The sequence below is a fragment of the Acinetobacter sp. P37 genome (assembly GCF_057480965.1).
In genome coordinates, this window is the sequence record NZ_JBLIYY010000002.1 from 144,442 (window position 1) to 169,764 (window position 25,323).

At 39.9% G+C, this 25,323-nt stretch carries 26 protein-coding genes; 20 read left to right on the plus strand and 6 right to left on the minus strand.

Annotated features, from left to right (window positions below; translation table 11 throughout):
• Positions 1-26 precede the first annotated feature (26 nt).
• The 9 genes from AC25JC_RS02560 (at position 27) to AC25JC_RS02600 (ending at position 9,519) form a co-directional block, all read left to right on the plus strand.
• Positions 27-1,448 (plus strand): FAD-dependent oxidoreductase, encoded by a 1,422-nt coding sequence (locus AC25JC_RS02560; RefSeq protein WP_486923398.1) that lies wholly within the window; start codon positions 27-29, stop codon positions 1,446-1,448.
• A 240-nt stretch (positions 1,449-1,688) separates the two neighbouring features.
• Positions 1,689-2,573 carry a metal-dependent hydrolase gene (locus tag AC25JC_RS02565; protein WP_486923399.1) on the plus strand — a complete coding sequence of 295 codons (885 nt, stop codon included), beginning with the start codon at positions 1,689-1,691 and terminating at the stop codon, positions 2,571-2,573.
• A 162-nt stretch (positions 2,574-2,735) separates the two neighbouring features.
• Positions 2,736-3,326: a LemA family protein gene (locus AC25JC_RS02570; RefSeq protein ID WP_078189372.1), complete on the plus strand. Its 591-nt coding sequence runs from the start codon at positions 2,736-2,738 to the stop codon at positions 3,324-3,326.
• A 29-nt stretch (positions 3,327-3,355) separates the two neighbouring features.
• Entirely contained in the window at positions 3,356-4,423 is a 1,068-nt protein-coding gene (locus AC25JC_RS02575) for a TPM domain-containing protein (RefSeq protein ID WP_486923400.1), read from the plus strand.
• Positions 4,417-4,977, plus strand: a complete 561-nt coding sequence (locus tag AC25JC_RS02580; protein ID WP_486923401.1) for a TPM domain-containing protein — start codon at positions 4,417-4,419, stop codon at positions 4,975-4,977. Before AC25JC_RS02575 ends, AC25JC_RS02580 begins: the two co-directional genes overlap by 7 nt.
• A gap of 204 nt (positions 4,978-5,181) precedes the next feature.
• The gene (locus tag AC25JC_RS02585) at positions 5,182-5,691 is read left to right on the plus strand and encodes a pilin (protein ID WP_180116019.1); all 510 of its coding nucleotides are present in this window, start codon (positions 5,182-5,184) and stop codon (positions 5,689-5,691) included.
• 40 nt (positions 5,692-5,731) lie between these two features.
• Entirely contained in the window at positions 5,732-7,081 is a 1,350-nt protein-coding gene (locus AC25JC_RS02590) for a sulfatase-like hydrolase/transferase (RefSeq protein WP_180116018.1), read from the plus strand.
• 16 nt (positions 7,082-7,097) lie between these two features.
• Positions 7,098-7,808, plus strand: coding sequence for a TfpX/TfpZ family type IV pilin accessory protein (tfpZ, locus tag AC25JC_RS02595; RefSeq protein WP_180116017.1), 711 nt, complete (start codon positions 7,098-7,100; stop codon positions 7,806-7,808).
• Between the two features lie 73 nt (positions 7,809-7,881).
• Positions 7,882-9,519, plus strand: a complete 1,638-nt coding sequence (locus tag AC25JC_RS02600) for a PglL family O-oligosaccharyltransferase (protein WP_486923402.1) — start codon at positions 7,882-7,884, stop codon at positions 9,517-9,519.
• 108 nt (positions 9,520-9,627) lie between these two features.
• Here AC25JC_RS02600 and bfr read toward each other — a convergent pair whose 3' ends face one another.
• The 6 genes from bfr to gmk all read right to left on the minus strand — a co-directional run bounded on the left by bfr (position 9,628) and on the right by gmk (position 14,506).
• On the minus strand, positions 9,628-10,092 hold the full coding sequence (gene bfr, locus AC25JC_RS02605) for a heteropolymeric bacterioferritin subunit Bfr (RefSeq protein WP_180116015.1): 465 nt from the start codon (positions 10,090-10,092) through the stop codon (positions 9,628-9,630).
• A gap of 257 nt (positions 10,093-10,349) precedes the next feature.
• Entirely contained in the window at positions 10,350-10,544 is a 195-nt protein-coding gene (locus AC25JC_RS02610; RefSeq protein ID WP_078192519.1) for a bacterioferritin-associated ferredoxin, read from the minus strand.
• 218 nt (positions 10,545-10,762) lie between these two features.
• Positions 10,763-11,146, minus strand: coding sequence for a RidA family protein (locus AC25JC_RS02615; RefSeq protein ID WP_180024298.1), 384 nt, complete (start codon positions 11,144-11,146; stop codon positions 10,763-10,765).
• Between the two features lie 54 nt (positions 11,147-11,200).
• The gene (locus AC25JC_RS02620; protein WP_180116014.1) at positions 11,201-13,306 is read right to left on the minus strand and encodes a RelA/SpoT family protein; all 2,106 of its coding nucleotides are present in this window, start codon (positions 13,304-13,306) and stop codon (positions 11,201-11,203) included.
• Between the two features lie 218 nt (positions 13,307-13,524).
• Positions 13,525-13,806 carry a DNA-directed RNA polymerase subunit omega gene (gene rpoZ / locus AC25JC_RS02625; protein WP_067762989.1) on the minus strand — a complete coding sequence of 94 codons (282 nt, stop codon included), beginning with the start codon at positions 13,804-13,806 and terminating at the stop codon, positions 13,525-13,527.
• A gap of 76 nt (positions 13,807-13,882) precedes the next feature.
• Positions 13,883-14,506: a guanylate kinase gene (gmk, locus tag AC25JC_RS02630; RefSeq protein ID WP_078192517.1), complete on the minus strand. Its 624-nt coding sequence runs from the start codon at positions 14,504-14,506 to the stop codon at positions 13,883-13,885.
• A 133-nt stretch (positions 14,507-14,639) separates the two neighbouring features.
• Between gmk and ispH the strand changes: the two genes are divergently transcribed.
• The 11 genes from ispH to trmD all read left to right on the plus strand — a co-directional run bounded on the left by ispH (position 14,640) and on the right by trmD (position 25,247).
• Entirely contained in the window at positions 14,640-15,590 is a 951-nt protein-coding gene (gene ispH / locus AC25JC_RS02635) for a 4-hydroxy-3-methylbut-2-enyl diphosphate reductase (RefSeq protein ID WP_180116013.1), read from the plus strand.
• 164 nt (positions 15,591-15,754) lie between these two features.
• Positions 15,755-16,243: a GspH/FimT family pseudopilin gene (locus AC25JC_RS02640; RefSeq protein WP_180116012.1), complete on the plus strand. Its 489-nt coding sequence runs from the start codon at positions 15,755-15,757 to the stop codon at positions 16,241-16,243.
• Entirely contained in the window at positions 16,243-16,749 is a 507-nt protein-coding gene (gene pilV / locus AC25JC_RS02645; protein ID WP_180116011.1) for a type IV pilus modification protein PilV, read from the plus strand. Before AC25JC_RS02640 ends, pilV begins: the two co-directional genes overlap by 1 nt.
• A gap of 2 nt (positions 16,750-16,751) precedes the next feature.
• Positions 16,752-17,765 (plus strand): PilW family protein, encoded by a 1,014-nt coding sequence (locus tag AC25JC_RS02650; protein WP_180116010.1) that lies wholly within the window; start codon positions 16,752-16,754, stop codon positions 17,763-17,765.
• On the plus strand, positions 17,762-18,523 hold the full coding sequence (locus tag AC25JC_RS02655) for a pilus assembly PilX family protein (RefSeq protein ID WP_180102362.1): 762 nt from the start codon (positions 17,762-17,764) through the stop codon (positions 18,521-18,523). Before AC25JC_RS02650 ends, AC25JC_RS02655 begins: the two co-directional genes overlap by 4 nt.
• Positions 18,524-18,541: 18 nt before the next feature.
• Positions 18,542-22,543 (plus strand): pilus assembly protein, encoded by a 4,002-nt coding sequence (locus AC25JC_RS02660; RefSeq protein WP_257223772.1) that lies wholly within the window; start codon positions 18,542-18,544, stop codon positions 22,541-22,543.
• Positions 22,544-22,552: 9 nt separating this feature from the next.
• Positions 22,553-23,014: a type IV pilin protein gene (locus AC25JC_RS02665; protein WP_286396274.1), complete on the plus strand. Its 462-nt coding sequence runs from the start codon at positions 22,553-22,555 to the stop codon at positions 23,012-23,014.
• On the plus strand, positions 23,008-23,496 hold the full coding sequence (locus AC25JC_RS02670; protein WP_180116009.1) for a type IV pilin protein: 489 nt from the start codon (positions 23,008-23,010) through the stop codon (positions 23,494-23,496). Before AC25JC_RS02665 ends, AC25JC_RS02670 begins: the two co-directional genes overlap by 7 nt.
• Positions 23,497-23,640: 144 nt before the next feature.
• Positions 23,641-23,898: a 30S ribosomal protein S16 gene (gene rpsP, locus AC25JC_RS02675; protein ID WP_078189354.1), complete on the plus strand. Its 258-nt coding sequence runs from the start codon at positions 23,641-23,643 to the stop codon at positions 23,896-23,898.
• A 17-nt stretch (positions 23,899-23,915) separates the two neighbouring features.
• Positions 23,916-24,464: a ribosome maturation factor RimM gene (gene rimM / locus AC25JC_RS02680; RefSeq protein ID WP_078189353.1), complete on the plus strand. Its 549-nt coding sequence runs from the start codon at positions 23,916-23,918 to the stop codon at positions 24,462-24,464.
• A 42-nt stretch (positions 24,465-24,506) separates the two neighbouring features.
• Positions 24,507-25,247: a tRNA (guanosine(37)-N1)-methyltransferase TrmD gene (gene trmD, locus AC25JC_RS02685; protein ID WP_180024307.1), complete on the plus strand. Its 741-nt coding sequence runs from the start codon at positions 24,507-24,509 to the stop codon at positions 25,245-25,247.
• Positions 25,248-25,323 lie beyond the last annotated feature (76 nt).

A 25,323-nucleotide genomic window follows, 5' to 3' on the forward strand; every position in this document is an offset into this window, starting at 1 on the left:
GCTTACACCTACCCACGGAGAGAGACATGGCAGAGCGCCTAAATAATGACTTTCAGTTCCTGGATGTAGCACGCCAAGATCCAGAGAAAAAAGATCTAGTTGTCCGCAAAGCAGAATTTGTGGAAATCTATAAACCGTTTACAGCTGAAGTTGCAAAAAACCAAACACACCGCTGCTTAGGTTGCGGTAACCCGTATTGTGAATGGAAATGTCCAGTACATAACTACATTCCAAACTGGCTAAAACTGATTGCAGAAGGTCGCATTTTCCAAGCGGCAGAATTGTGTCATCAAACCAACACCTTGCCTGAAGTTTGTGGTCGTGTGTGCCCGCAAGACCGTTTATGTGAAGGCGCGTGTACGCTAAATGACGGCTTTGGTGCAGTCACCATTGGTAATGCTGAAAAATACATTAACGATACGGCTTTTGCATTGGGCTGGCGTCCAGATATGTCACACGTTAAGTGGACAGACAAGAAAGTTGCGATTATTGGTGCAGGTCCTGCTGGCCTTGGCTGTGCAGATATTCTTGTACGTAATGGTGTGAAGCCAGTTGTATTCGATAAACGCCCTGAAATTGGTGGTTTGCTGACATTTGGTATTCCAGAATTCAAAATGGAAAAAGATGTGATGAAACGTCGCCGTGAGATTTTCTCTGGCATGGGCGTTGAATTCCGTCTAAATACTGAAATTGGTAAAGATGTGACGATTGATCAGCTTTTGGCTGATTACGACGCTGTATTCATGGGTATGGGAACCTATACTTACATGAAGGGTGGTTTTGCGGGTGAAGATCTTGTTGGTGTTCATGATGCACTGGATTTCTTGATTGCCAATGTCAACCGTACGCAAGGTTGGGAAAAAGATCCATCTGAATACATCAGCATGGAAGGCAAAAAAGTGATTGTTCTCGGTGGTGGTGATACCGCGATGGACTGTAACCGTACCTCGATCCGTCAAGGTGCCGAATCCGTTGTCTGTGCCTACCGTCGTGATGAAGAAAACATGCCGGGTTCACGTCGTGAAGTGAAAAATGCGCGTGAAGAAGGTGTGGATTTCCAATTTAATCGTCAGCCGATTGAAATTGTAGGTGAAAATGGCAAAGTGACGGGTGTTAAAGTAGTGACTACACAGCTAGGTGCACCTGATAGTCGCGGTCGTCGAAGCCCTGAACCAGTTCCGGGTTCAGAAGAAATTTTACCAGCAGATGCAGTATTGCTTGCCTTCGGTTTCCGTACCAGCCCTGCAGATTGGTTTACTACATCAAACATCAATATGGATGGCTCAGGTCGTGTAATCGCTACTGAACAGCAAGAATTTAAGTTTCAAACATCGAATCCGAAAATTTTTGCCGGCGGTGATATGGTCCGTGGATCTGACCTTGTGGTAACCGCAATCTGGGAAGGTCGCCAAGCTGCAGAAGGTATTCTTGACTATTTAGATGTTTAAGTCATGACATGCCAGTGATTGAACTGGATTCATTCAAAAAACTCGCTTCGGCGGGTTTTTTATTTTTTGGAATTTACCTCAAATGACACGTGAATGGATTTTGCAGATAAATACGCTGAAAAGTTGTCAGACAGCGCTTTAGAATGGTGAATTATGCAAGTGTGCTAGCACATTTTGCCATGTGTGAAAGAGCTTAGGAATTACATACTGCGATCATGATCTAAATTTTAGGAAGCGACCATGACGCAAGTGACGACACAAAAAACATATCTAAATCGTCCTAAAGCCATTGGCATTACGGTACGTCGAGCACAATTCAATCCTAAAGCGATTCGCCGGCATTATTTTGCCAACTCACCGGTGATGTCGCATTTGTTGACGGCATTGTCATCGACCTTTCCCATTGGTGAGCAATTCTTTGTGCATAGCGTGCGTAATGTACGCGATCAAGTCAGTGATGAAAAGTTACAAGCTGAGATCGCAGCATTCATTGGGCAAGAAGCGATGCATTCCAAAGCCCATGCTGAATTTAACGATGCTTGGCGCAGTGAAAGCTATAATTTAGATCGTTTCCAGGCATGGTTGGCACGTAAAGACAGTTATGTAAAAAACTTACATCCAAAAATACAGTTGGCAATTACCTGTGCATTTGAACATTTTACTGCTTTACTTGGCGGCTATATTTTAAGACATCCTGAAGTGCTGAGTACTTTAGATGATGATGCAGTGAAACTTTGGGTGTGGCATGCGATTGAAGAGATTGAGCATCGTGCAGTGGCATTTGATGTATATCAGCATGTCTATGGTGATGACAAAATACGTCGCATGATTATGCGCAGTGTGACCACGGGTTTTGCAAGTCTTACGTTTTATTCTGCAACTAAGCTATTTATGCAGGATAAGAAAAAAAGTTTACCGAAGGTGGGCGGAAATATTTTCGGGGCGTATTTATTGGCAAAAATGTTTATTCAACTGGCGCCAGAATATTTGTCATATTACAAAGCAGAATTCCATCCGAGTGACATTGATTACAGTCAGATCGTGAAATATTGGAAAGAACGTCTCGCTGATGAATATCAAATGGAAAGTTTTCAGACTGAAATTACGCCGCAATTGTATAGTTAATTCAACATGATAAAAAAAGCCCGAGTTGTGGGCTTTTTTTCATGCTCAATATTTTTTGAGTGGATCAGTTTAATCACAAAGAAAATACATAATTCATTCGAAAAATAGGGTTAGAATGAATTTATTTAAACAATTACAAATAAATACTTGAGGTTAAGGGTTATGAATTCAATGAAAAAAAGCATGCTCGCAATCGCATTAGTCAGTACATTGACCCTCAGTGGTTGTGGCTATAACACATTACAAGTCAAAGATGAGGCCGTTACAGCAGCATGGTCTGAGGTGCAAAACCAATATCAACGGCGTGCAGATTTGGTACCTAACCTTGTCAATGTGGTGAAAGGTTACGCGAAACATGAGGAACAAGTGCTGACTGAAGTGACTCAAGCACGTGCCAATGTTGCAGGCTTAAAAGTGGATAAGGAAGTTTTGGAAGATCCAGCACTGTTCCAAAAATATCAAGAAGCTCAAGCGCAGATGACCAGCGCACTTTCTCGTTTAATTGCAGTCTCGGAAAATTATCCAGACTTAAAAGCCAATGAGCAATTCCGTGATTTACAGGTTCAGTTAGAAGGCACTGAAAACAGGATCGCTGTCGCACGTAATCGCTACATTACTACGGTACAAGACTTTAATGGCTATGCACGCCAGTTCCCGCAAGTGATGACAGCTAAAGTCATCGGTATGGATACCAAGCCTAACTTTAGCGCAGAGCAAAGTGCACAAACTGCACCAAAAGTTGATTTTAATTAATTGGCATCACTGCATTGTGAGGTGGGCTGATGGTGGATTTTGAGCTAAAACATACAGGTTTGTTGTGGTTGCAGCGCATGGTTTTAGCATGCTTATTGTGTGTGGTGGGTTTCACACATGCAGAAACTGCCACCGCTACAGATGTAGATGCTGAAACAGTTGTTGTCGGTAAAATATTAAAAGATCAGCAGTCAGCTACGCAAAAAGATACAACAGCACAGCCTGAAATCAAAATTCAGCAGCCGAATATCGCCAATGATATGGCAGATGGCGAGTCGATTCGTGGCTTGCCGACGCTCAATGAGCCTGTAGTTGATCAGGCAAACTTACTTTCCGCTGCTGAAAAGCAAGCCATAAGCCAGAAAATTCTACAGTTACACGAACAAGGCAAGGCACAAATTGGTGTCGTGATTGTGCCAACCACAGGTCAAGAAGATATTTTTGATTATGCCATGCGTGTTGCTGAGAAATGGCAACTCGGTTCAGCAAAACGTGACAACGGGATATTGATGGCAATCGCCGTGAACGACCGTAGAATTCAAATCCTTACGGGTTATGGATTAGAAGGAATCATGCCCGATATCATTGTCAGTCGCATTATTCGAAATCAAATCACACCGTACTTTAAGCAAGCCCAATATGCCCAAGGCATTGATGCTGGCTTAACGGAAATAACCCAAATTTTAAATCAAGACCCTGAAGTTGCAGCTCAAGCAGCCCAAGAGCTGAAAGAACGTCAGGAACAAGCCTTACACGAGCAACAAGCCAAAGAGAAAACGTTTACAACGGTTCTCATCATTTTGGTGATTGGTATTTTTGCATCATTTATAGTGGGTAAGCGCTTAAGTGCCTCAACTGCTGCTGTTGCAGGTACCGTTGCGGGTTTGGTCAACGGTGCAGGTCTACTCACCAGTCTGTTGATGGGTGGAGCAATTTTCTTTCTACTGATTACTGCTATTGCTCAAACCATTTTTCAAATGTTCCTTGCTGGTGGTGGAGGCGGAGGTGGTCGCAGCGGAGGTGGTGGCTTTGGTGGCGGTGGCTATAGCGGAGGCGGTGGTGGCTTCGGCGGCGGGGGAGCATCAGGTTCATGGTAACGAAAACAGAAACAACAGAAATTGTCACCTGTCCTAAAACACAGGAAATACAGCAACCAAGTTTTAAACGCTGGTTGAAGCACTTCTTTTATATGCCTGCAGCAAACCGGTTTTTTAATAAGCAAGATCAGCAGGCCATTGCGCAAGCGGTGACAGAAGCTGAGCATGGCCATGTAGGTGAAATACAGGTGGTGATCGAAGGGCATATTCCTTCGAACCAAGCCTATTATCAAAATACCCGTGCACGTGCTGAACAGCTCTTTGCTGAACTGGGTGTGTGGGATACAGAATTTAATAGTGGTGTTTTGCTTTATTTAAACTTATGTGAACGTCAGGTTGAAATTGTCATTGATCGCGGGATGAGACAGGCAACCGATGCCCAAGTGTGGCAGGATATTTGCGCGCGAATTATCCAACACATGCAAAATAAACAATACCGAATAGCTTTGACGGCAGGCGTAAAAGAGATTGGTGAAGTGATGGATCACTTTTACGCAGGGAAGTCTGTAGATAAAGCTAATGAAATCGAAAATGAGCCCATTATTTTGCGCTAAAAAACGGTGATAAAGTGACACAAATCGTCACTTTTAAACACAAAAAGAGACGTAATGATTACAAAAAATAAAAATATTTTTTTAAAGTGCTGTTTTTTCTGTCATTTTCACTATAATAAATCTTGGCACGCTCTGTGCTATTTATAAAACAAGCTACATAGCTTTATTAAATAATTAAATTAAAAAACATTTGTGGAGAATGTTATGAACGCTCAAAAAGGTTTTACCCTTATTGAATTAATGATCGTTGTTGCGATCATTGGTATTTTGGCTGCAATTGCGATTCCGCAATACCAAAACTATATTGCTAAGTCACAAGTTAGCCGTGTAATGTCTGAAACTGGTGGTTTAAAAACTGTTGTTGAAAACTGTGTAAATGAAGGCCGTACGGCTGCCTTTATTACAAACATTGCTGCTACTGGTACAGTAGCTGCGGATGACTGTGAACTTGGCGCAACAGCTTCTACACTTCTAGTAGGTGCTGGTCAAACTCCAGCTGTAGCTGCAGTAACTGGTCAAAATGGTTATCCTGAAGTAGAGTTCGATGCCGGTGTTGCAACTATTACTGGTACTTTTGGTAGTGGTGCTGCTGCAACTATTTCTACTGCTGGTACTAATGAGCTAATTTGGACTCGTTCAGCTGAAGGTACTTGGACTTGTACTACAACTGTTCCATCTAAATTCCGTCCAAATGGCTGTACAGCTTCTAGCTAATTGCTAAATAAAAAAAGCTCTCTTTATGAGGGCTTTTTTTATGGAAATGAAAATATTGAAAACATTACTGTTAATTTTTCTGACAAACTTTTTAATTTATATGTTCTGTCTGATTTTCAATTTAGATAGAACTATTTTAAATATAGATTATCTGTTTGTTGCAGGGTTAATATTATTCCATTACAAAAAAATGGCACATGCTTTGTGGTGCTTAGTTTTTATATCTGATGTCTTGCTATGCATCCATCAAATTTTTCCATTTTTTCGTTTGGAGGATATTCTCTATATTTCTAAATTTATTTGGATTTCTTCAATTTATTATCAGATCGCATGTATTGGATTTTTAGGTTATGCAATATTGCATTGTGTATTGCAGGAAAAAATCAAAATAAATAAGCAGGCTTATTTAAGTATATTTATTTTAACGAGTTTTTTTTATATTTCGCAAACGATATATTTGACCATATATCCTTTAAAAAAAATTAATTTTATATCAAGCCAAACATTAGAGTTTATTAATTTTCAGTTTTATAGCTTTCAGCAATCCTTAAGGGATGAAAGAAAATCTTTAGTACCGTTTTCGCAGTCTCCTAAAGCCACAGAGCAATTAAGAGTAAATTTGGCTGGGTATTCACAGCCAAAAAATGATGTCTTAGTTATTATTGTGGAATCACTAGGTGTACCAAAAAATAAATCAGTGCTGAAAGAAATTATTGCTCCATTAATAAACCATACAGAATTAAGAAACTTTAAAATTAATTCTCAGACCTATGTCGCACCTACTGTTCATGCTGAATTACGTGAACTATGTAAAGTACAAGCACAGAACTTAAATCTAAAAAAATTAGAAAATGGTTTTGAACAATGCTTGCCACATAAATTTAAAAAATTAGGGTATGAAACTACGGCCATGCATGGTGCTTTAGGGCTGATGTATGATCGAAAATATTGGTATCCTAGGGCAGGTTTTGACAATATTATATTTCAAGAAACTAAGCTATGGAAAACACGGTGCTATTCGTTTCCTGGTGTATGTGATGAAGAATTAATACTAGAAATACCTAAACAGTTTTCAAGAACTAAACCGCAGTTTTTTTATTGGTTAACTTTAAATAGTCATGCAATTTATGATTCAAGGGATATCAAAATAGATCAATTTGATTGTATTAAATTTAATATAAAACCCAATTTAGAAAGTTGTCGTAATTTAAAACTTCAAGCGCAATTTTTCTTTCATTTAGCAAAAGTTTTGAAACAACCTCAAATGCGAGGTGTAGATGTAATTGTTGTGGGGGATCATACCCCAGCAATTTTAAACCAAAGTGAAAAAGAGGAAATTTTTGATGGAAATAATGTCCTTATTCTAAATTTCACAGTATCAAACCCTTAATTTCAGAGGAGTATTTATGAAGTTATCTAAGAGGATACGATATTTTTTCGTACATTTAGCCTGTTCATTACTGGTTGGTGTTGCATTACTTACACTTGTATTCTTGGTTTGGTATCCAGCACCTTTGGCTTCGGCAGAGGGCGTAACGACTATTTTTTTAATGCTACTTGTTATTGATGTAATTCTTGGCCCATTATTAAGCTTATTGGTTTATAAAGAAGGTAAAAAAAACCTAAAAATGGACTTGAGTATTATTGTGCTCATTCAAGTTGTAGCCATGGGTTATGGCATATATGCAATTGCACAATCAAGACCTGCATGGATTGTGCAAGCAGGTTGGTTGTTTGAGATTGTACCTGCAAATGTTGTGGATACTAAAGATCAGAAACAAGCAGACCCAGCATATCAACATAATAGTTGGCTACAGCCAAAATGGGTAGCAGTTGATGATGCAAAGAATCCAAATAATCTATTTGCTGCGCCACAATTGATGCCAACAACTTATAATGACTTAAGTTATGCAGATCAACGTTTAAAACAACATGCCCAAACCTTAGCATCTTTACAGCAATTTAATACAGAAACTGATATTCAAAACGTTTTAAAAGATTATCCGACAGCAAAATATTGGATGCCACTAAGAGCGACAGGTGTTGGCTTAACGGTGTTACTCGATTCAGAGTACAAAGTTATTCAAGCAGTGGATTTAAGACCGTGGCGAGAATAATATTCAAAAAGCAGATTACCTTTTAATCTGTTTTTTGAATATCATAGCTCATCTTTTTCTCAACTGTTGCAGCATGAAATTTTTCCTCTTGCTTCTAGCCAGTATCTTTATCTCCCTCGCCTGGCTGCTTCCTATCCATTACCGTCCTTGGGTCACCTATACCGGTGAGCTATATGCCTTCTTTGCATTGTTCGCTTTGGCTGCCATTTTCTTAAAAGAAAAACTACTTATCCCAAAAATCAGCCTGCCTTTACTGGCCTTAACCGCTGTCCCATTTATCCAATGGGCCTGTGATTTGCTGTTCTTTTTTGATAAAGCGCTATTTAGCAGCCTGTATATCTTTGGCTTTTGGTTGGCGATTGTACTGGGCTATAACCTGACCCTAGATGCTGCGCAGCGAGAAAAAATATTTACAGGTTTCAGTTTTGTCTTTTTAGGCGTTGGCACCCTAACTGGTCTTAGGGCCATTTGCCAATGGCTCACCATCGACCAGTATTTACCGTTTATGGTGGATATTCGTACCGGCCAGCGTCCTTATGCCAACTTTGCCCAGCCGAACAATATGGTGACCTTTCTGGTCATGTCCTTAATGGCCTGTTTATATCTATATGAAAAGCAGAAACTGAAAACAGCACTTTTGGTTACAGCTGGTTTGGTGATCTTAAGCGGGGTGGTGCTGAGTCAATCGCGTACCTCTTGGGTCGCCTCGCTGTGTATTTTGGCCTATCTCGGTTATCAGCAGTACCAAGGCTATATCCGCCTGAAATGGTGCTATAGCAAGCTCTGGTTTGCCACTTTTGTTGGTTTGATCTTTATTACTCCTTCCGTAAGTCAGCTACTCTCTCAAAGCGCAGATATAGCGGTACAGTCTCGTGATGTGGTACAGCGCGCTACCGGTGATATGTCACGGCTGGCAATCTGGGAGCAAATGCTGCATGCCATTGCCCATCAGCCCTGGTTTGGTTATGGCTGGCATCAGACCAGTGTTGCTTACACCACGATTAGCGAATTTTTCCAGGGGCCAGTATGGATTCGTAGTGCTCACAATGTGGTGCTCGATCTACTACTCTGGAATGGTCTGCTGATTGGCTTGCCTTTGTTGGCTTATCTGGCCTATTGGGGCTATCAATTACATCGGCAGGTGAATTCAACCATTTCGGTGATTGGCCTGTTGATGCTGGGTGCCTTCCTGATTCATGCCATGCTGGAATTCCCGCAGAACTATGCCTATTTTCTACTGCCCGCCGGTTTTATTTTGGGGATTGTGCAGTCGCAACGTCCAAATGCTGGCGTGCAGTTATCGCCAATATTCATGCGGGTTAGTTTCGGTTTAGGCTTAGTTCTGCTGCTAATTTATCGTGATTATGAAGTGATGGTGCCAAAGCTGAATCAATCGGTGCGTTATGAAAAGACACCGGAAAAAATCACCAATCAGGATCAGACTTATCTGCTCGAGGAGTTTAACCGCCGCATTGCCTGGATTCGTCTGAATCCGTATAGCCAGCAAAGCCCAGAGCAATTACAGCAGATTCATGAGATTGTGCTGAATTATCCAACCCAGTATGACCTGCTTAAATATGCCCGAGTGCTGGCCTTTAATGGCTATGAAGCCGAAGCCAAACAGCAGCTGGAGCTGTTAAAGATCTTGCGAAAGGTCGAGGTAGATTACGATAGCTTGCTGGATGGAGCAGAAATCAGACCAGAACCATAAATCATCTTCTGATTTTTAAGGCTGCTGTTTGGGATTTTAAAGAAATCCAAGAAATAAAAAAGACCGGATTTCCGGTCTTTTTTGTACGCTTCATCTTTTTAATTGAACTTAGAGCTGACTCTGAATATAGTTTTCAATACCGACAGATTCAGTTAAATCCAGTTGCGTGGTCGCCCAGTCCAGATATTCTTCTTCTTTTTCTAAAATCTCTTGAACCAGATCTCGAGTGACATAATCTAACTGCTCTTCTGCTAGTTTAACTGCAGTTTGAATGGCTTCAATGTTCTCTTTGACTTTACGTACATCACAATTTAAAACTTCAACGGTATGCTGACCGATATAGAGCTTACCTAGGTGTTGTAAGTTAGGTAAACCTTCTAAAAACAAAATTCGCTCAATAATTTTATCGGCATGCTTCATTTGACGAATTGACTCTTTATATTCTGCAGAACCGAGTTGCTCAATGCCCCAATCGTTAAACATCCGTGAATGAAGAAAATATTGGTTAATTGCAGTTAAATGATGATAAAGCACCTGATTTAACTGATTAATTACATCACGATTGCCTTTCATGTCTGACTCCTTAACTGCAATAAAGCTCGAACTAAGCAATATAAATTTGATATTAGAATAGAAATATCTTAAACAACAAAGTGTAATTTAGCGAGTGTTTTATAGAACAGCAAATGAAAATCACAATCAAAACAAGGCGCTAATTTTTAGATCTTTAATAAATAAAAACCCGCTTAGAGTCAGAAGCGGGGGAGGAGGAATGGTCTGAGACCATTGGTTTTATAATTATGATTGTTGAGAAAATTTAAAAGCTTGGTTTATGCGGCAATTGCGATACGGGCTGCAATTTGTGCAACTTCATCACTGATGATCATACGTGCTTCAGGAGCACAGCGACCGCAACAGGTGCCTAAATCAAGCATATCACGAACTTCACGATAGCTTTCTGCGCCATTGGCAATTGCATCTTTAATGTCTTGATCAGTAATACCACGGCACAAACAAACGTACATGAAATCAAACCAAGTGAATAAATGGGATAAGTAATATTATTGATAATTATTATCGTTTGTCAATAAAAATCATTTAAAAATGCTTTTAAAGTGATTGAGTTTTTGAATAAAAACTGTCATTTAAGCGGAAATCTGAGTAATGCTCAGATTTCCATGTGAGGCTTTTTGTTCTTTTGGAATATGATATTTAGTGAAAGGCTTAATCGGTGTTTACTAACTTATTGATTAATAATCACCACGCCATCCATTTCAACTAGTGCACCTTTTGGTAGGCTAGCAACACCGAGTGCTGCGCGTGCAGGGTAGGGTTGAGCAAAGTATTCGCCCATAATTTGGTTGACCAATTGGAAGTTAGAAAGGTCGGTAAGGAAAATATTCAGCTTAGCGATATCTGCTAGCGAACCACCTGCAGCTTCACATACCGCTTTTAAGTTGTCGAATACACGGCGAATTTGAGCTTCAATGCCTTCTACCAGCTCCATGCTATATGGATCTAAGCCAATTTGACCTGATAAATACAAAGTGTCGCCCACTAAAATGGCTTGTGAGTAAGTACCAATTGCAGCGGGTGCATTTTCAGTATGGATTACCTGGCGGGACATCTATTTCTCCTATTATCATCACAGACACATCACATATAAATATGTGGTGTCAGGTTAGCTGGCAACTTTCGCAGGCTCAGCAATGGCAACAGGTTGTGCCAAACGACTGATGCGTGGGAAGCCAAAATGCATTCTTAAATTACGGATAATTTCGGCAATTTGTTTACGATTGTGTACAACAATATTCACATAGGTTTTTTCTTCATGTGAACGGACAGTTTCTACACCGACTTTTTCTTTACGGCATAGATAGATCAGTTCTGAAATTTGCTCATCATTTAACAGCATGTTTAAGCATAAATAGGCTGTAAAACTAATGTCCTCACTGTCTTCTGTAGTCCAGTGTAAAGGCATGATATTTTCAGGATGTAAATGTTGTTCATGCAATAAATTATGACAACGTGAACGGTGCACAATCAAACCACGACGTGATAAATGCCCTTGTATTGGATCGCCTAAAACAGGGTTACAGCAGTGCGCATATTTAACGTCGACACCGTCAGTACCCAAGATTAAGCGTGCAGAGTTTGAAGTCTGAATGGTATCTTGAGCATATAAATGATTAGCAACCAATTGCGGTAATAAGTCACCCACGGCAATCTGTTCAAATAATTGTTCTTTATCATTTAAATGCCGCCAATTCAGCACATTTTCCCAATCAGCTAATGTTAAATCACTCATAGAACGATTAAAAAGTTTTAATGCGCGATTTAAAGCTTGCTGACCAACTAAACGTTGTTCATCTTGGTCTTGGTCACGGAGGATATTTTGTAATGCGCGGCGGGCTTTTTGGGTATTAATAAAGCTTAGCCAGTCAGGGTTTGGTGTTGCAAGAACATCAGTGATAATTTCAATCACTTGACCACTCAGTAATGGTGTTGAAAGGGGCTTGGTTTCCCCATCAATTTTTGCACCAACGGCATGGTTGCCCAAAAATAAGCTTGCTGAATAAGCGAAATCAACAGCTGTGGCACCCTGAGGGAGTTCATGCAAATGACCGTGTGGGGTGTAGACCCAAATTTTTTCTTGATGTAGATAATCGAGTAATTCACTAAATGTGGTCTTTGCACATGCGCCATCGACTAACACGTTTAAATTTTGCATGGAGGCTTGGATCGCTGAACGACAAGCTTGTGGTGCATTTTCACCGAGGACCACACCAAATCGCGCTGCTTTACGCATCAACTCTGTTTGGATGGTCAGAGATAAAATGGTCTTTTCACCTTTTAAGCGCATCATCAGTGACTGGTTACCACCAGGGAGTGGGCGACGAATATGATCGGCGTAATTTAAAACTTTAAAGCTTTCTTTGAGGATGTCTGCAAGTCGGTCACAGTCTGCGATGCTTTGTAAAATAATTTCAAATGCATGACTATGGGTGAGCTCTTGCAGATCGATATCGTTTTTTACAAAGTGGCGAAGTAATTCAATATTATTATTCTTCTTTTTAATTCGACCTGAAATATGGTGTTGTTCTAGTAAGGCGGTGAGGTTATTTTCCCACTTGGTTTGGTATTCGCAGCGTTTCGGTTTGGTTTGTAATAAAGCTTCTTGAACATTGTTATACATATCTAAGTCGAGATTTTGATAACACAAATGTTCAAGGTTGTCGGCCATTTCATTCATACCGACGAGGCGTGCCATAGGCACAAAAATTTCAAAAGTTTCTTGGGCAATACGAGCACGTTTGTCAGGGCGTAAAGCACCTAGTGTGGTCATATTATGATAGCGATCTGCCAGTTTAATAATAATGACACGTGGGTCTTGTAGTGTGGCTTGCAGAATTTTACGGAAAGATGCTGCCTTATTATATTCTTTATCACTAGAGTGGCTGAGTTTTGTGACGCCGTCGACGAGTTCAGCAACGGTCAGACCAAATTTTTCAGTAATATCTTGTTTGGTAAATTCAGTATCTTCGATGACATCATGTAGTAAAGCGGCCATCAAAGTTTCCGCATCAAGACGCATATGCGCCAAAATACAGCTCACCGCAATTGGGTGAAGGATGTAGGGTTCGCCACTTTTACGTGTAATGCCATCATGGGCAATATCCGCATAGTCGCAAGCTTCAAGCACGCGTTCGACATCACTTACTGAAAGGTAAGCGTCGATTATCACATTTAACTGTTGCTTGGCTTGGCTGACCATTGGGCCTGGCATAGAACACCCTTTTACTACTGATTTACAAATGAAACGGTTAATACTTTAATGAAATGCATATTGCATGACTTGTCAATTTTTTAGTTTAAAAAAATGAAAATCTTTTTCGCCTGCTTTGCACTTCTTAAGCTTATGTTATAACTGTTCTGAGTAAAATATTAAAGAGAATCCATAAAAAAAGCCTAGTTAAAAACTAGGCTTTTAAGGTCAGGTTTATCTTATTGGAAAGAAAAACCGTCTAAGTTTAGGTTATTTGCAGAAAGTGCAAGGTCTAAACTTGAAGTTTGGTAGTCTTGTTCACGTTGTTTCAAAATGTCTTTAGAAACGTGACCCGCTGCGATTTCACGAAGAGCAACAACGGTTGGTTTGTCATTGTCCCACTCAACAGTAGGTTCGATACCTTGACGTGCCAATTGACGCGCGCGTTTGCTTGCCACTAGTACAAGCTCAAAGCGGTTGTCTACATGGTCTAAACAATCTTCAACGGTTACGCGTGCCATAAGAATTCTCGTTTGAATATAAATTTTTAACAGACTGTGCAGTATAAGGTGCTTTGTCTATAGACTCAAGTTTTAATCACTGTTCCGTAGGGGTGATTAATTTCTCAATCAGTTTTTCATGGCGCATAGCTTGTTGTTTTAAAACAAGACGATTGGCAATAATAACGGACTCTAAGTCATGCAGTGCTTTATTAAAGTCATCATTAATAATGATATAGTCAAAATTAACGTATTGCTGCATATCTTCTACGGCACAGCTGAGACGATGTTCAATCACTTCAACAGAGTCTGTACCACGATTGGATAAACGTTGACGTAAATCGAACTGACTCGGAGGAAGAATAAAAATTTGTCTAGATTCAGGAAAAAGTTTACGAACCTGTTCAGCACCTTGCCAGTCAATTTCAAGTAAAACGTCATGACCTTTGGCCAATTGTTCTTTTACTGTGCGCTGTGCAGTACCGTAATAATTACCAAAAACTTCTGCATATTCAATGAAGCCGCCTTCATTTACCAAAGATAGAAAATCTTCTTTTTTAGCAAAATGGTAATGTACGCCGTCTAATTCGCCAGGACGCTGACCACGAGTGGTATGAGAAACAGAGACATGTAAATTGTTTACACGTTCAAGCAGGGCTTTAACGAGGGATGTTTTGCCCGTTCCCGAAGCAGCAGAAACGACAAACAAGAGACCCGACATGATATTTTTCCTGATATGATAAAATATCTTCTCTATTTTAGAGTAGACGCGCGCCAAACAAAATAGTCAGACGTCTATTGTTTACATTTATTTCAAGTGATACCCGTAAAATTGAGTGGGCATTGAGGATTCTATGGAAATTGTTTTAGCTAATCCACGCGGTTTCTGTGCAGGTGTTGATCGCGCCATCGCGATTGTGAACCGTGCACTGGAATGCTTTAATCCCCCAATATATGTGCGTCATGAAGTAGTACACAATAAATTTGTGGTGGACGACTTACGTCAACGCGGTGCGATATTTGTGGATGAACTGGATGAAGTACCTGATGACAATATTGTGATCTTCAGTGCGCATGGTGTATCTAAAGCGGTACAACAAGAAGCTGAACGCCGTGGGCTAAAAGTTTTTGATGCGACCTGCCCTTTGGTGACCAAGGTGCATATAGAAGTGACCAAGTACGCTCGTGAAGGTGTGGAAGCGATTTTGATTGGTCATGAAGGTCACCCAGAAGTTGAAGGGACAATGGGTCAATATGACACTAAAAATGGTGGTTCGATTTATTTGGTTGAAGATGAACAAGATGTTGCTGATCTAAAAGTGGTGCATCCGGAAAAAGTAGCGTTTGTAACGCAAACTACGCTTTCTATAGATGACACAGCAAAAGTGATTGATGCTCTACGTCAGAAGTTTCCTGAAATTCAGGGGCCGCGCAAAGATGATATTTGTTATGCCACTCAAAACCGCCAAGATGCCGTACGTGATCTGGCTGAGCAATGTGATGTTGTTTTGGTTGTGGGTTCACCGAACTCTTCGAACTCGAATCGATTACGTGAATTGGCAGAACGTATGGGTAAGCGTGCGTATTTGGTGGACAATGCCGATCAGTTGCAGCAAGAATGGTTTAATGAGCACACAAAAATTGGTGTAACTGCAGGAGCATCGGCACCTGAAATTTTAATTAAACAAGTAATTCAGCGCCTACAAGATTGGGGGGCGAAAGCACCGCAAGAGTTAGATGGTCGTGAAGAAAATATTACATTTAGTTTGCCAAAAGAGTTACGTATTCCTGTAACTCAGGCATAAAGTGTTAATGACTTAACATTCTGAATTTTTTAAGAATTGACAGATAATTGCTTTTTGGCAATTATCTGTTTTTTTATGCCTTTTATCCTTATTTGTGTTTGTTTTGTAATTTAATTGGATATTATTTTTAATAGGGTAAATTTTGGCGCGCCTTGGGGGGGAGTATGCAGAAAAATAATGGATTTACGTTAATTGAGTTACTGGTGACGATTGCAGTACTAGGGATTATTGCAACGATCGCTGCGCCTTCTTTCAATAGTTTAATTCGGAATCAAAATTTAACAAAAAGCACTCGTGATTTATATGGCTTAATTATGGAAGCACGTGCCCAAGCAGTTTTAGTTCGTCAGGATGTAAAGTTAGAAATCGTAGAAGATCAGGAAAAGTTGATTGAACGTTCTGATGAAATTGCTGCGGATGCTACCTTAAAAAAGCAGAGAGAAAGTAAGCTTTTATATCTTTGGGGGCCAACTGGAAAGTCGATATTGTCCGGGATAGAAACTTCAATTACGTTTGAAATGACTGGAAAAGTGAAAGGTGCAAGTTCAGATACAACAATTGTAATCTGCGATGAAGCAGATGGTAATAAATCAAAAACAATCACAATAACGAAAATGGGTTCACTTCAACCAATTAGCGAGGGAGATTGCTAATGCGCTATACAAAACATCAATTAGGTGTTGGATTGATGGAAATATTAGTAGCTCTTCTGATTCTCGCATTGGGTGTATTGGGATTTATTGCTCTGCAATATAGGGCAGTTGAGGCAACTTCTGAAGGGAGTTATCGAGTTCAGGCAATTAATTTATCGCGAGATTTTGCTGAAAGAATTAGGGTAAATCGTGGCGCTTTGGATGATTATGTGGATGAAATAGCAGATGCTGATGCTCAAGCTGAATATAGTAAAAACTGTTCAGCAGAAGAGTGTTCAACAGGTGAAATGGCAGATTATGATGTAGCGCAGGTTGTGCAGCGTGCTAACTCGGTAGGGATGACAGTCAACTTGTTAGATTGTCAAGGTAATAGTGATGATCGTAAATGTATCTATGTTGCTTGGGGAAATACAGCAGCAACAGACGGACAAGAAGATGCAGGAAATTGTACAACAGGGACAGTTTATGATCCCTCATCAACCTGTTTGATTATGGAGGTATATTAAAAATGCCATTAAGTTCATATAAACAGACAGGTTTTACCTTAATTGAGTTAATGATATCGCTGGCTCTAGGGTTGATTATAATGGCTGCAGCGATCATGTTATTTATAACAGGTCAAAAAAGCAGTGCATTACAACAAGGGGTTGCAAATATTCAGGATGATGCGAACTTTGGATTGGGATACATAGCACAGGATATCAGACATACAAATCTTAATAGTCTAAATTCTGGAATTAATGATCGGACGATTCAAGGTGGGATTGTACTTACTTCTAGTGCTAATGGTTTTAAAGACACGACGGTTACACCGAATGTTACTTATAGTAATTTACCAGAAAACTTAATAGGAACAACGGTAGCAACGAACTTATTGTCAAGTGGAGCTACGGGTTTGTCTAATGTGCAAGGGGAAAGTAGTGATCAATTGGTCATTCAATATAGACCTCAATATACAAGAGTTGGAAGTAATTGGGTTGGGGGTTTTGATTGTGAAGGGGAAGAAATCAAGTTCCCTGTAATGACCGGTGGGGTTGAAACACCATTGCGCATAATCGTACAGCGTTATTTTCTAAGGGAAGATACTAATAAAGATAGCAAGGAGCCAAATACTGCTTTGGCCTTGGCGTGTGATGCTGGGTGGTACAGTGAATCGGGTACTCCGCTACCAGATAAAATCGAGTCTTTTGGTAATAATGGCGAAGTTATTATGAAGCGAGTCGATTATTTTCATGTCATGCTGGGTATCCAGAATGGTGAAAAGCTTCGATATATTTCTATTAATGATTATATGGCACTTAGTGCTCCGCGACCACGTATCTTATCTGTTCAATTAGGAGCATTAGTTCGTTCTGTACAAGGTGTGGGGAATGAACCAATGATTAAAGATGATCAAGAGTTTCAAGTACTCGATAAAAAAGTAACAGTGAAAGTACCGACTAATACAACAAGCAAATATGTCCGTCAGGTGGTTTCTCAAACAGTTGCGCTGCGTAATACTTTTGGGGAGAGAGGACAATGAATAAAAGTCAGCGAGGAGCAACTTTAATTGTTGTTCTTATTCTACTTGTTGCTATTACGGTTATAGGAACATTGGCAATCCGTCAAAGTATGGTGACTTTAAATATTGCAACAAATAGTCAGGCCACTCAATTGATGCTCCAGAACGCAGATGCTGCATTTTTTAATGTGGAGAAAGAAAATAATATTATTCAGTCATTAAGCAGTAGCGGAATGTTTGGGTATATTGATGGTGCAGTGAATAAAGATAAAGAACTTGTATTTTGTTTTCGTGGTGCGGATCAAGCTAATTTTTTCGATATTACTCTTGCCAGCATCATTGAATGGAATGCGCCTGATGTAAAACCTAAAAATGATAGCTTTGGTAAAGATGGATATTGTAAAACGAATGTAAGTGGAACAAATTTTTTTACGAGTGGTCGTAAGGCTGTCATGACTCAAGTTGCTGTTAAATATTCATCAGAAGCAGAGAAAGATGCATTTTATGGGCAAATTTTAGGAACAGATGATAATACTGTGAAATTGCAACGAAGTAAGCCAGTTAAAGTTTTTGCCGTTTCAATCATGCCGGCCTTAACTACTGCAGATAAAACAAAAATTGATGAATGTCTTGACTCTCACATGAATGAGGTTGTTATTCCGAGTGGTGTAACTCCATCTACAGGGGCGGATAAAAGTGTAACTCAGTGTTTGTCAGAACTAAATGTACCTTTTGAATCGACAGTCACTGAATATGTAATTGCTCAAGATTTCGTGTAATAGGGGAAGTAAGAAAAGATGAAAACGATGCAAAATAAAAATCATACTTCTTATCGTCATAAGCTGCTTGTTGCCAGTATTGCTGCATTATCTACTGTGATGATTACAGGTACAACCACGCAAGCTAGTGACATAGATATTTATCAACAAGCCCGTTCAGGTAATATTACTTTAATGATGTTATTTGATATTTCAGGAAGTATGGGGGCTCCACAGCTTACAAATAATAGAGATGCTTGTGATGTCCCAAGTCACATTAGTATGGGGTCATCTGGTACGGAAACATCAACAAATGGTTCACCAACTTATACTAGATATTACTGTCAGGTGACTGCACGAGCTTATAAATATAGATCATGGCGTAATGGTGGAGGATATGGTACCCATAACCGTTGGCAAAAATGTGAAAATGATGCTGAAACTAAAGAAGGGTGTACTTGGGGGGACGTACTAACCACAATACCATCGGATCATAATAGTTATACTAATGAAAATGGCTCTGGGGGGTATAACTATCGATATGAAGGTGAACAGCGTCACTATTATGATCGTTTGACTCGGATTAAAGATGCTATGTTCGATTTGTTACATGGCAATACAAGTAAAGGAATTACAGCAGTAACTGATGATAAGATTATTGGGTTATCAGCTTATTCTTTCAATGGAACAGGTAGTAACGGTTATATATTGGTACCAGCACGACGTTTAGATGAAAATGTCACAATAAATGGTGTAACAAAAACACAGCGTGCTTGGTTACTAGAGGCTGTAGCGACCAAATTATATGCTCGTGGTGGTACTCCAACAGCAAATGCTTATGCTGAAGCTGCTGCATACATGATGGGCACTAAAACTTTTAATGATACTGAGTTATATAGTGGAACTACCGGTAAGCAAGTATTCTTTACCTATAATGATGGAGGCCTGAAATATACTCAATGTATGAGCTGGGATACAAACGGTGTTTGTAATTACTGGCCTTCAACAAGTCACTCTAATACAGCAGCACGAGATTTTAACTTCCTACCTATTGATTTGACTAAATATACGGCGTCATCATGTACAGTAGGAGTTAAAAGTAGTGCTACAGGCAGCACCTCTAATAAGACAGGTACTTGTTATATTTATACAGGGCCAGTTGTTCGTGATAGTTCACTTGAAAATGGTTTTAACTATTCAATCAGTTCAGCTAAAGTTAGTAATGCTACTAAATACGAGATGCCTTCATCTCTAAGTCAAACTCCCGAAGAAAAGCAATGCAGTGGACAAGGAATTTATGTACTGACGGACGGTGAGCCAAGTGGCCAGTCTAATGAACAAAAAGCAATGAGAAACGCTCTTAATGATAATAGTTTCTCTTGTACTCAAAGTGCAGACGGTACTAACTGTGTTTTAAACTTTAGTAATCGTTTATTAAGTAATAACCCGACATCATTACAAATTAAAACAGCAGTTGTAGGCTTTGGTAATTCTTTTAATAGTATTCCATCATTTGACCGTAATAAAACACGTGAACAGAATTTAGCTGCATTAGGTAGTATTAATACGGCAACTAAAAGAGCCGCAGAATGGGGAATCCGTGGAGGTGGTGGATGGTATTCAGGCTCAAGTTCAAAAGATGTTGTGGATAGTGTCAATCACTTTATTAATGATTTAACCACAGAAATTCCTTCAGTTACCACCGGTTCGCCAACTATTCCTAAGGATGCATTAAATCCGGCTGTATTACAGGATGATGCTTATTATCAACAGTTCCAGCCAACGCCAGATAAAACATTCCAATTATGGACGGGTAACTTAAAGAAATATTTAGTAGATGAAAATGGGGTATTAAAAGGCAAGAATGGCAACAAAATAGTCGATGATGATGGAAAGATCCTTGATAATTTTGATTATTGGGCTGAGTCAATAACACCGGCTAATGTTGATATGGATGAAAATACTCTGGGAAGTACAAAATTTGCTTTACGTGGTGGATTCTGGTCTAAATTGGCTTTAAGAACAGATCCATTAAACAATCCAAGTACTGGAACGATAAAGCGTAAAGTTTTTACTGATCGTAAATATTCTTCTGGCTCTGCTGGAGATTCTATATTTTCTGGAATTTCTAGCGGCGATTTAAGACAAGTTAAACCTACTGATTTGACTGATAATGTATACAAGTATGACCAGTATAGAGGATATCTAATACGGTCATTAGGATATAACATTGATGCAGCAAATCCGCCAACTGATTTAAATGCTTTGATTTTAGAGCCAGAATTTCGTCAAACTGGTGCAGTCATGCATTCATATCCACTTATGTTAACAAATAAGGGGAAGCTTGCTTTCAATACAACAGACAAGAGAATGGATTCAACAAATCGTGAAGACTACATCTTGTTTGGTACCACACAGGGTATGTTGCATGTGGTGAAAGCAGGAGAGTCTGGTAAAGCGGGTGGAGGTGAAGAGGTCTTTACATTTATACCAAATGAGATGCTAGAAAAACAAAGAAAGGCACTTGATGTACCTGAAGCAACTAATGGCGGGTTAAATAATCTGTTTTATGGTATAGATGGACCTTGGACTGCATATACTGAATATGTTATTGATGATTCTGGTAATTTAACAGTTGGAACGGGTAAAGGCGGTCAGAAGGGAGTACAGGATGTCTATGGCGGTTTACGCATGGGTGGCAAAAGTTACTATGCGTTGAATCTTCAGAATATTAATAATCCTAAACTCAAGTTTCATATAGATCCATCTGGAAATTGTAGTAATTCGAATCCTTTGGGTTGTATGGGACAAAGCTGGTCAAAGCCCACTATTGGTTTTGTGAATTGGGCTGGAAAACGTACGCGTGTGATGTTTGTTGGTGGTGGTTATGATATGGGGTATGAAGACCCTGATTATAATCAAACGAACAAAGAGGGTGCGGGTGTGTATATGTTTGCTGCTGAAGATATAGGCTCGACCAAAGCAGGAGATTTATTGTGGTGGGGTAGTGCCAATGCTACATCAAGTGCAAATACAACAACTAGTGGGGTAGTTGGTACTCACCACTCAGAAATGCAATATAGTGTAGTCAGTGAAATTCGAAGTGTAGATCGTAATGGCGATGATTTGATAGATCATATTTATTTCGGTGATCTCGGTGGGCAAATTTTCCGTGTAGATTTTGATAATACGCAATCTACAATCGGTAAGGTTGTAAAAGCCCCGGTTCGTTTATTTAATGGTCATGCAAGTGGAGGCAAAAGCCCTCGTTTTTATGATATGCCAGCTTTTTCACTCTATAGTAATAATGGCAATATTTTCGCACTAATTTCTCAGGGTAGTGGTAACCGTAGTAAACCATTATTTGCAGATAGTAGTTATGAATACGATGCAATTTATAATATTTATGATAAAGACGTATCCCACAAAGATTTATTTGGAGCGACATCTTGGTTAACTCAAGATATTGAAGTCTCAGAATTAATTAAACTTACTGATGATGATCGTAAAAATGACACTACAATCAAAGCACCTGCTAGTTCTGACGGTTGGTACTATGAGTTTACCAACTGTCTAACAGGGCATGGTGATTGTGATGATTATACCAAGCAGACAGAAAAGGTTTTTGGAACCCCAGTTGCTTTAAATAATAAATTATTTGTTTCAACATTTGATGCAAGTAAAGATGGTCTGTCTGGCGACTGCGGTGCAGGTGTGAAAGGGGCAAGTTTGATGACCACTTTCTGCTTGCCTTATGGACAGTGTAAGAGTTCAGACCCTACAGGTTCGGGACGTTCATTTATTGGTGCAGGCATTCACACCATTACTGTCGGTAACGACAATATAAAAGGCGGTGGTTCCGGTGGTAGTTCTGGCGGTGGTTCCGGTGGTGGCTCTGGTGATGAGCGACCAACAAGTGCTTCAAATTACTGTATTTCAACTGGTGGGCGTATGACAATTACAGTAACAGGAGCAGGTGGTGCAAGCGAAGAAACACAAATGTGCTTAATTCCTCAACGCTGGTACCAAAAATTTCGTTAAGGTGAGTTTATGAATAAAATGAATAAATTTGCTGAACGAGGTTTTACTCTGATAGAACTTATGGTCGTGGTAGTAATTGTGGCAATTTTTGCTGCAATTGCTATCCCGAGTTATCAGAATTATGTTCGGCGTGCAGAGGCATCCCAAGTGCAACAAGAAATTCAAAGATTAGCCAGTGAATTGTCTAAGTGGAAGTCTCGGAATTTCAGTTATCAAGGATTTAATTTAACGCCACAAACCATAAGAAATTACACTATTGAAATCAAAGATGGAACCGATACTGCTTTTAAACTAGATGATAAAGATGGTACTGAATACAAGGCTAATGGCCAGCAATGGGTAATTAAAGCAATTCATGCAGATGGAACGAATGTCTCTTTCTTGCAAACCAGTACAGGATTAAAGTGTAAAAATAAAGCAAAGGCAAATATTACCTATAGCAGCTGTGGTACAGGGGGTGAAGAATGGTGATTAGAAACCGACAGACAGGCTTCACTTTGATTGAGTTAATGATAGTTGTTGCTATTATTGGCATTCTGGCTGCAATTGCTTATCCCTCCTATCAACAACACGTGCGTAAAACAAAAAGAACGGATATGCAGGCAAGTATGCTGCAGATTGCTTCCCAGATACAGCGTTATAAAATTGCAAATTTTAAGGTAAAAGGTGCAGTTGCTAATGATTTTGGGATTAAAGCAGCCTATCCGGAACAAGGGACTCCTCTTTATACAGTAGCTTTAAAATGGATTGATACAGATGGGAGTGTAAAAGATACGACACCTTTAGGTTCTGAAAGATGGGTCTTGATTGCAACACCAATTTCGACTGCAACACAATATCGTGATGGCCATATTGGTTTGAATTTTAAAGGTGAGCGTTGTTGGACCCAAGGTACAGATAATTCTGGTACAGCATGTACTCCATCTGCCACCTCAAACTGGGACGGCAAATAACCTCAAATTCAAAATTGTGGATAAACACTTTTTGATCTTTCATTCAGGGCAAATTTCACGTAAAATATTGCCCTCTATGAAAGGGGTTTGAAATGTATCGATGGTCGGTACAGGGATAATCCGTAAAAACTATAAGGTTCTATCATGGTTGTTATTCGTCTTGCACGCGGTGGTGCTAAAAAACGTCCGTTCTATCAAATCATTGTGACTGATAGCCGTAATGCACGTGACGGTCGTTTCATCGAACGTATCGGTTTCTTCAACCCTACAGCTCAAGGTAAAGCAGAAAAACTTCGTTTAGATGCTGACCGTTTTGCTCACTGGGTTTCACAAGGTGCTCAACCTTCAGAACGTGTTGCTTCTTTAGCTGCTGAAGCTAAGAAAGCTGCAGCTACTGCTTAATTAGTAGTAGGTTACCCATGACACCAACACAGAATGTTCCCGAAGATCGTATTCAGATTGGACAGCTACGTTCAGCATATGGATTAAATGGGTGGCTCTGGGTCTATTCCAATACAGAACCTATGAGCAATATTTTTGACTACCTCCCTTGGTACATTGAGACCAAAGCAGGTTGGCAAACAGTAGATGTAAAACGTTGGAAACCACATGGCAAAGGCTTGGTTGTTTCGCTAAAAGGTGTGAGTGATCGTACCGCAGCAGATAACTTGGTTGGCGCAAATATCTGGATTTCTAAATCGCAACTGCCTCAAGCAGGCGTGGACGAGTATTACTGGTCAGATTTGAAGGGCTTAACAGTGTTAGGTCTTGGAGAAGATGAACAAGAAGTCAACCTCGGTCAAATCCACGAATTGTTTGAAACAGGTGCTAACGACGTGATGGTAGTTCGCGCTACTGCTGACAGTGTCGATAGCGAAGAGCGAATGATTCCATGGCATAAAGATGTAGTACAGCGTGTTGATCTCGAAGCTGGTCGTATCTACGTAAATTGGGGCGTAGATTATTAATCCTTTAAGGATTGACGCAGCAGGAAAATAGAGGAGTCTGCGATGTTTTTTGCAGTCATTACGCTTTTTCCTGAAATGTTTGAAGCGATTACAGCCTACGGTATTAGCGGGCGCGCAGCAAAACGTGACATTGTGCAAGTTCATTGTATCAATCCACGCGAATTTGCTGAGGGCAACTACAAAAGAGTGGATGAACGTCCATTTGGTGGTGGTCCAGGTATGGTGATGATGGCTGAGCCATTAGCGAAAGCAATTCATCGTGCCAAAGAGCTTGCCAAGCAAGCGGGTGCTGTTCATGTCCCTGTGGTGTATATGTCGCCGCAAGGAAAGACCTTAAATGAACCTGCAGTACAAGATTTCGTCAAATATGATGGATTAATTGTATTGTGTGGTCGTTATGAAGGAGTTGATGAGCGTTTGATCCAACAATATGTTGATCAGGAATGGTCAATAGGCGATTACGTTTTATCTGGTGGTGAACTCCCTGCGATGGTTTTATTGGATAGTGTGATTCGGAGACTTCCGGGTGCAATGTCTGATGAGCAATCACATGTGCAAGACTCATTTGTGGATGGTCTTTTAGATTGCCCACAATATACCAAGCCAGACCATTTTGAAGGTTTAGATGTTCCTGAAGTATTAAAATCGGGACATCATGCCAATATTGAGAAGTGGCGGTTTTTGCAGCGATATCAACGCACTTTAGAACGCCGACCTGAGTTGGTTGAAAAAGTTGAATTGACCAAGCAGCAAAAGAAATGGCTAAAAGATTCCCAGGTTTAAATTTTTTAAATCTTATATTAGGCTCTTTATGCATTGAAGCGGTCAAGCATAAAGGGAAAGTCAATCGGGTCTATGC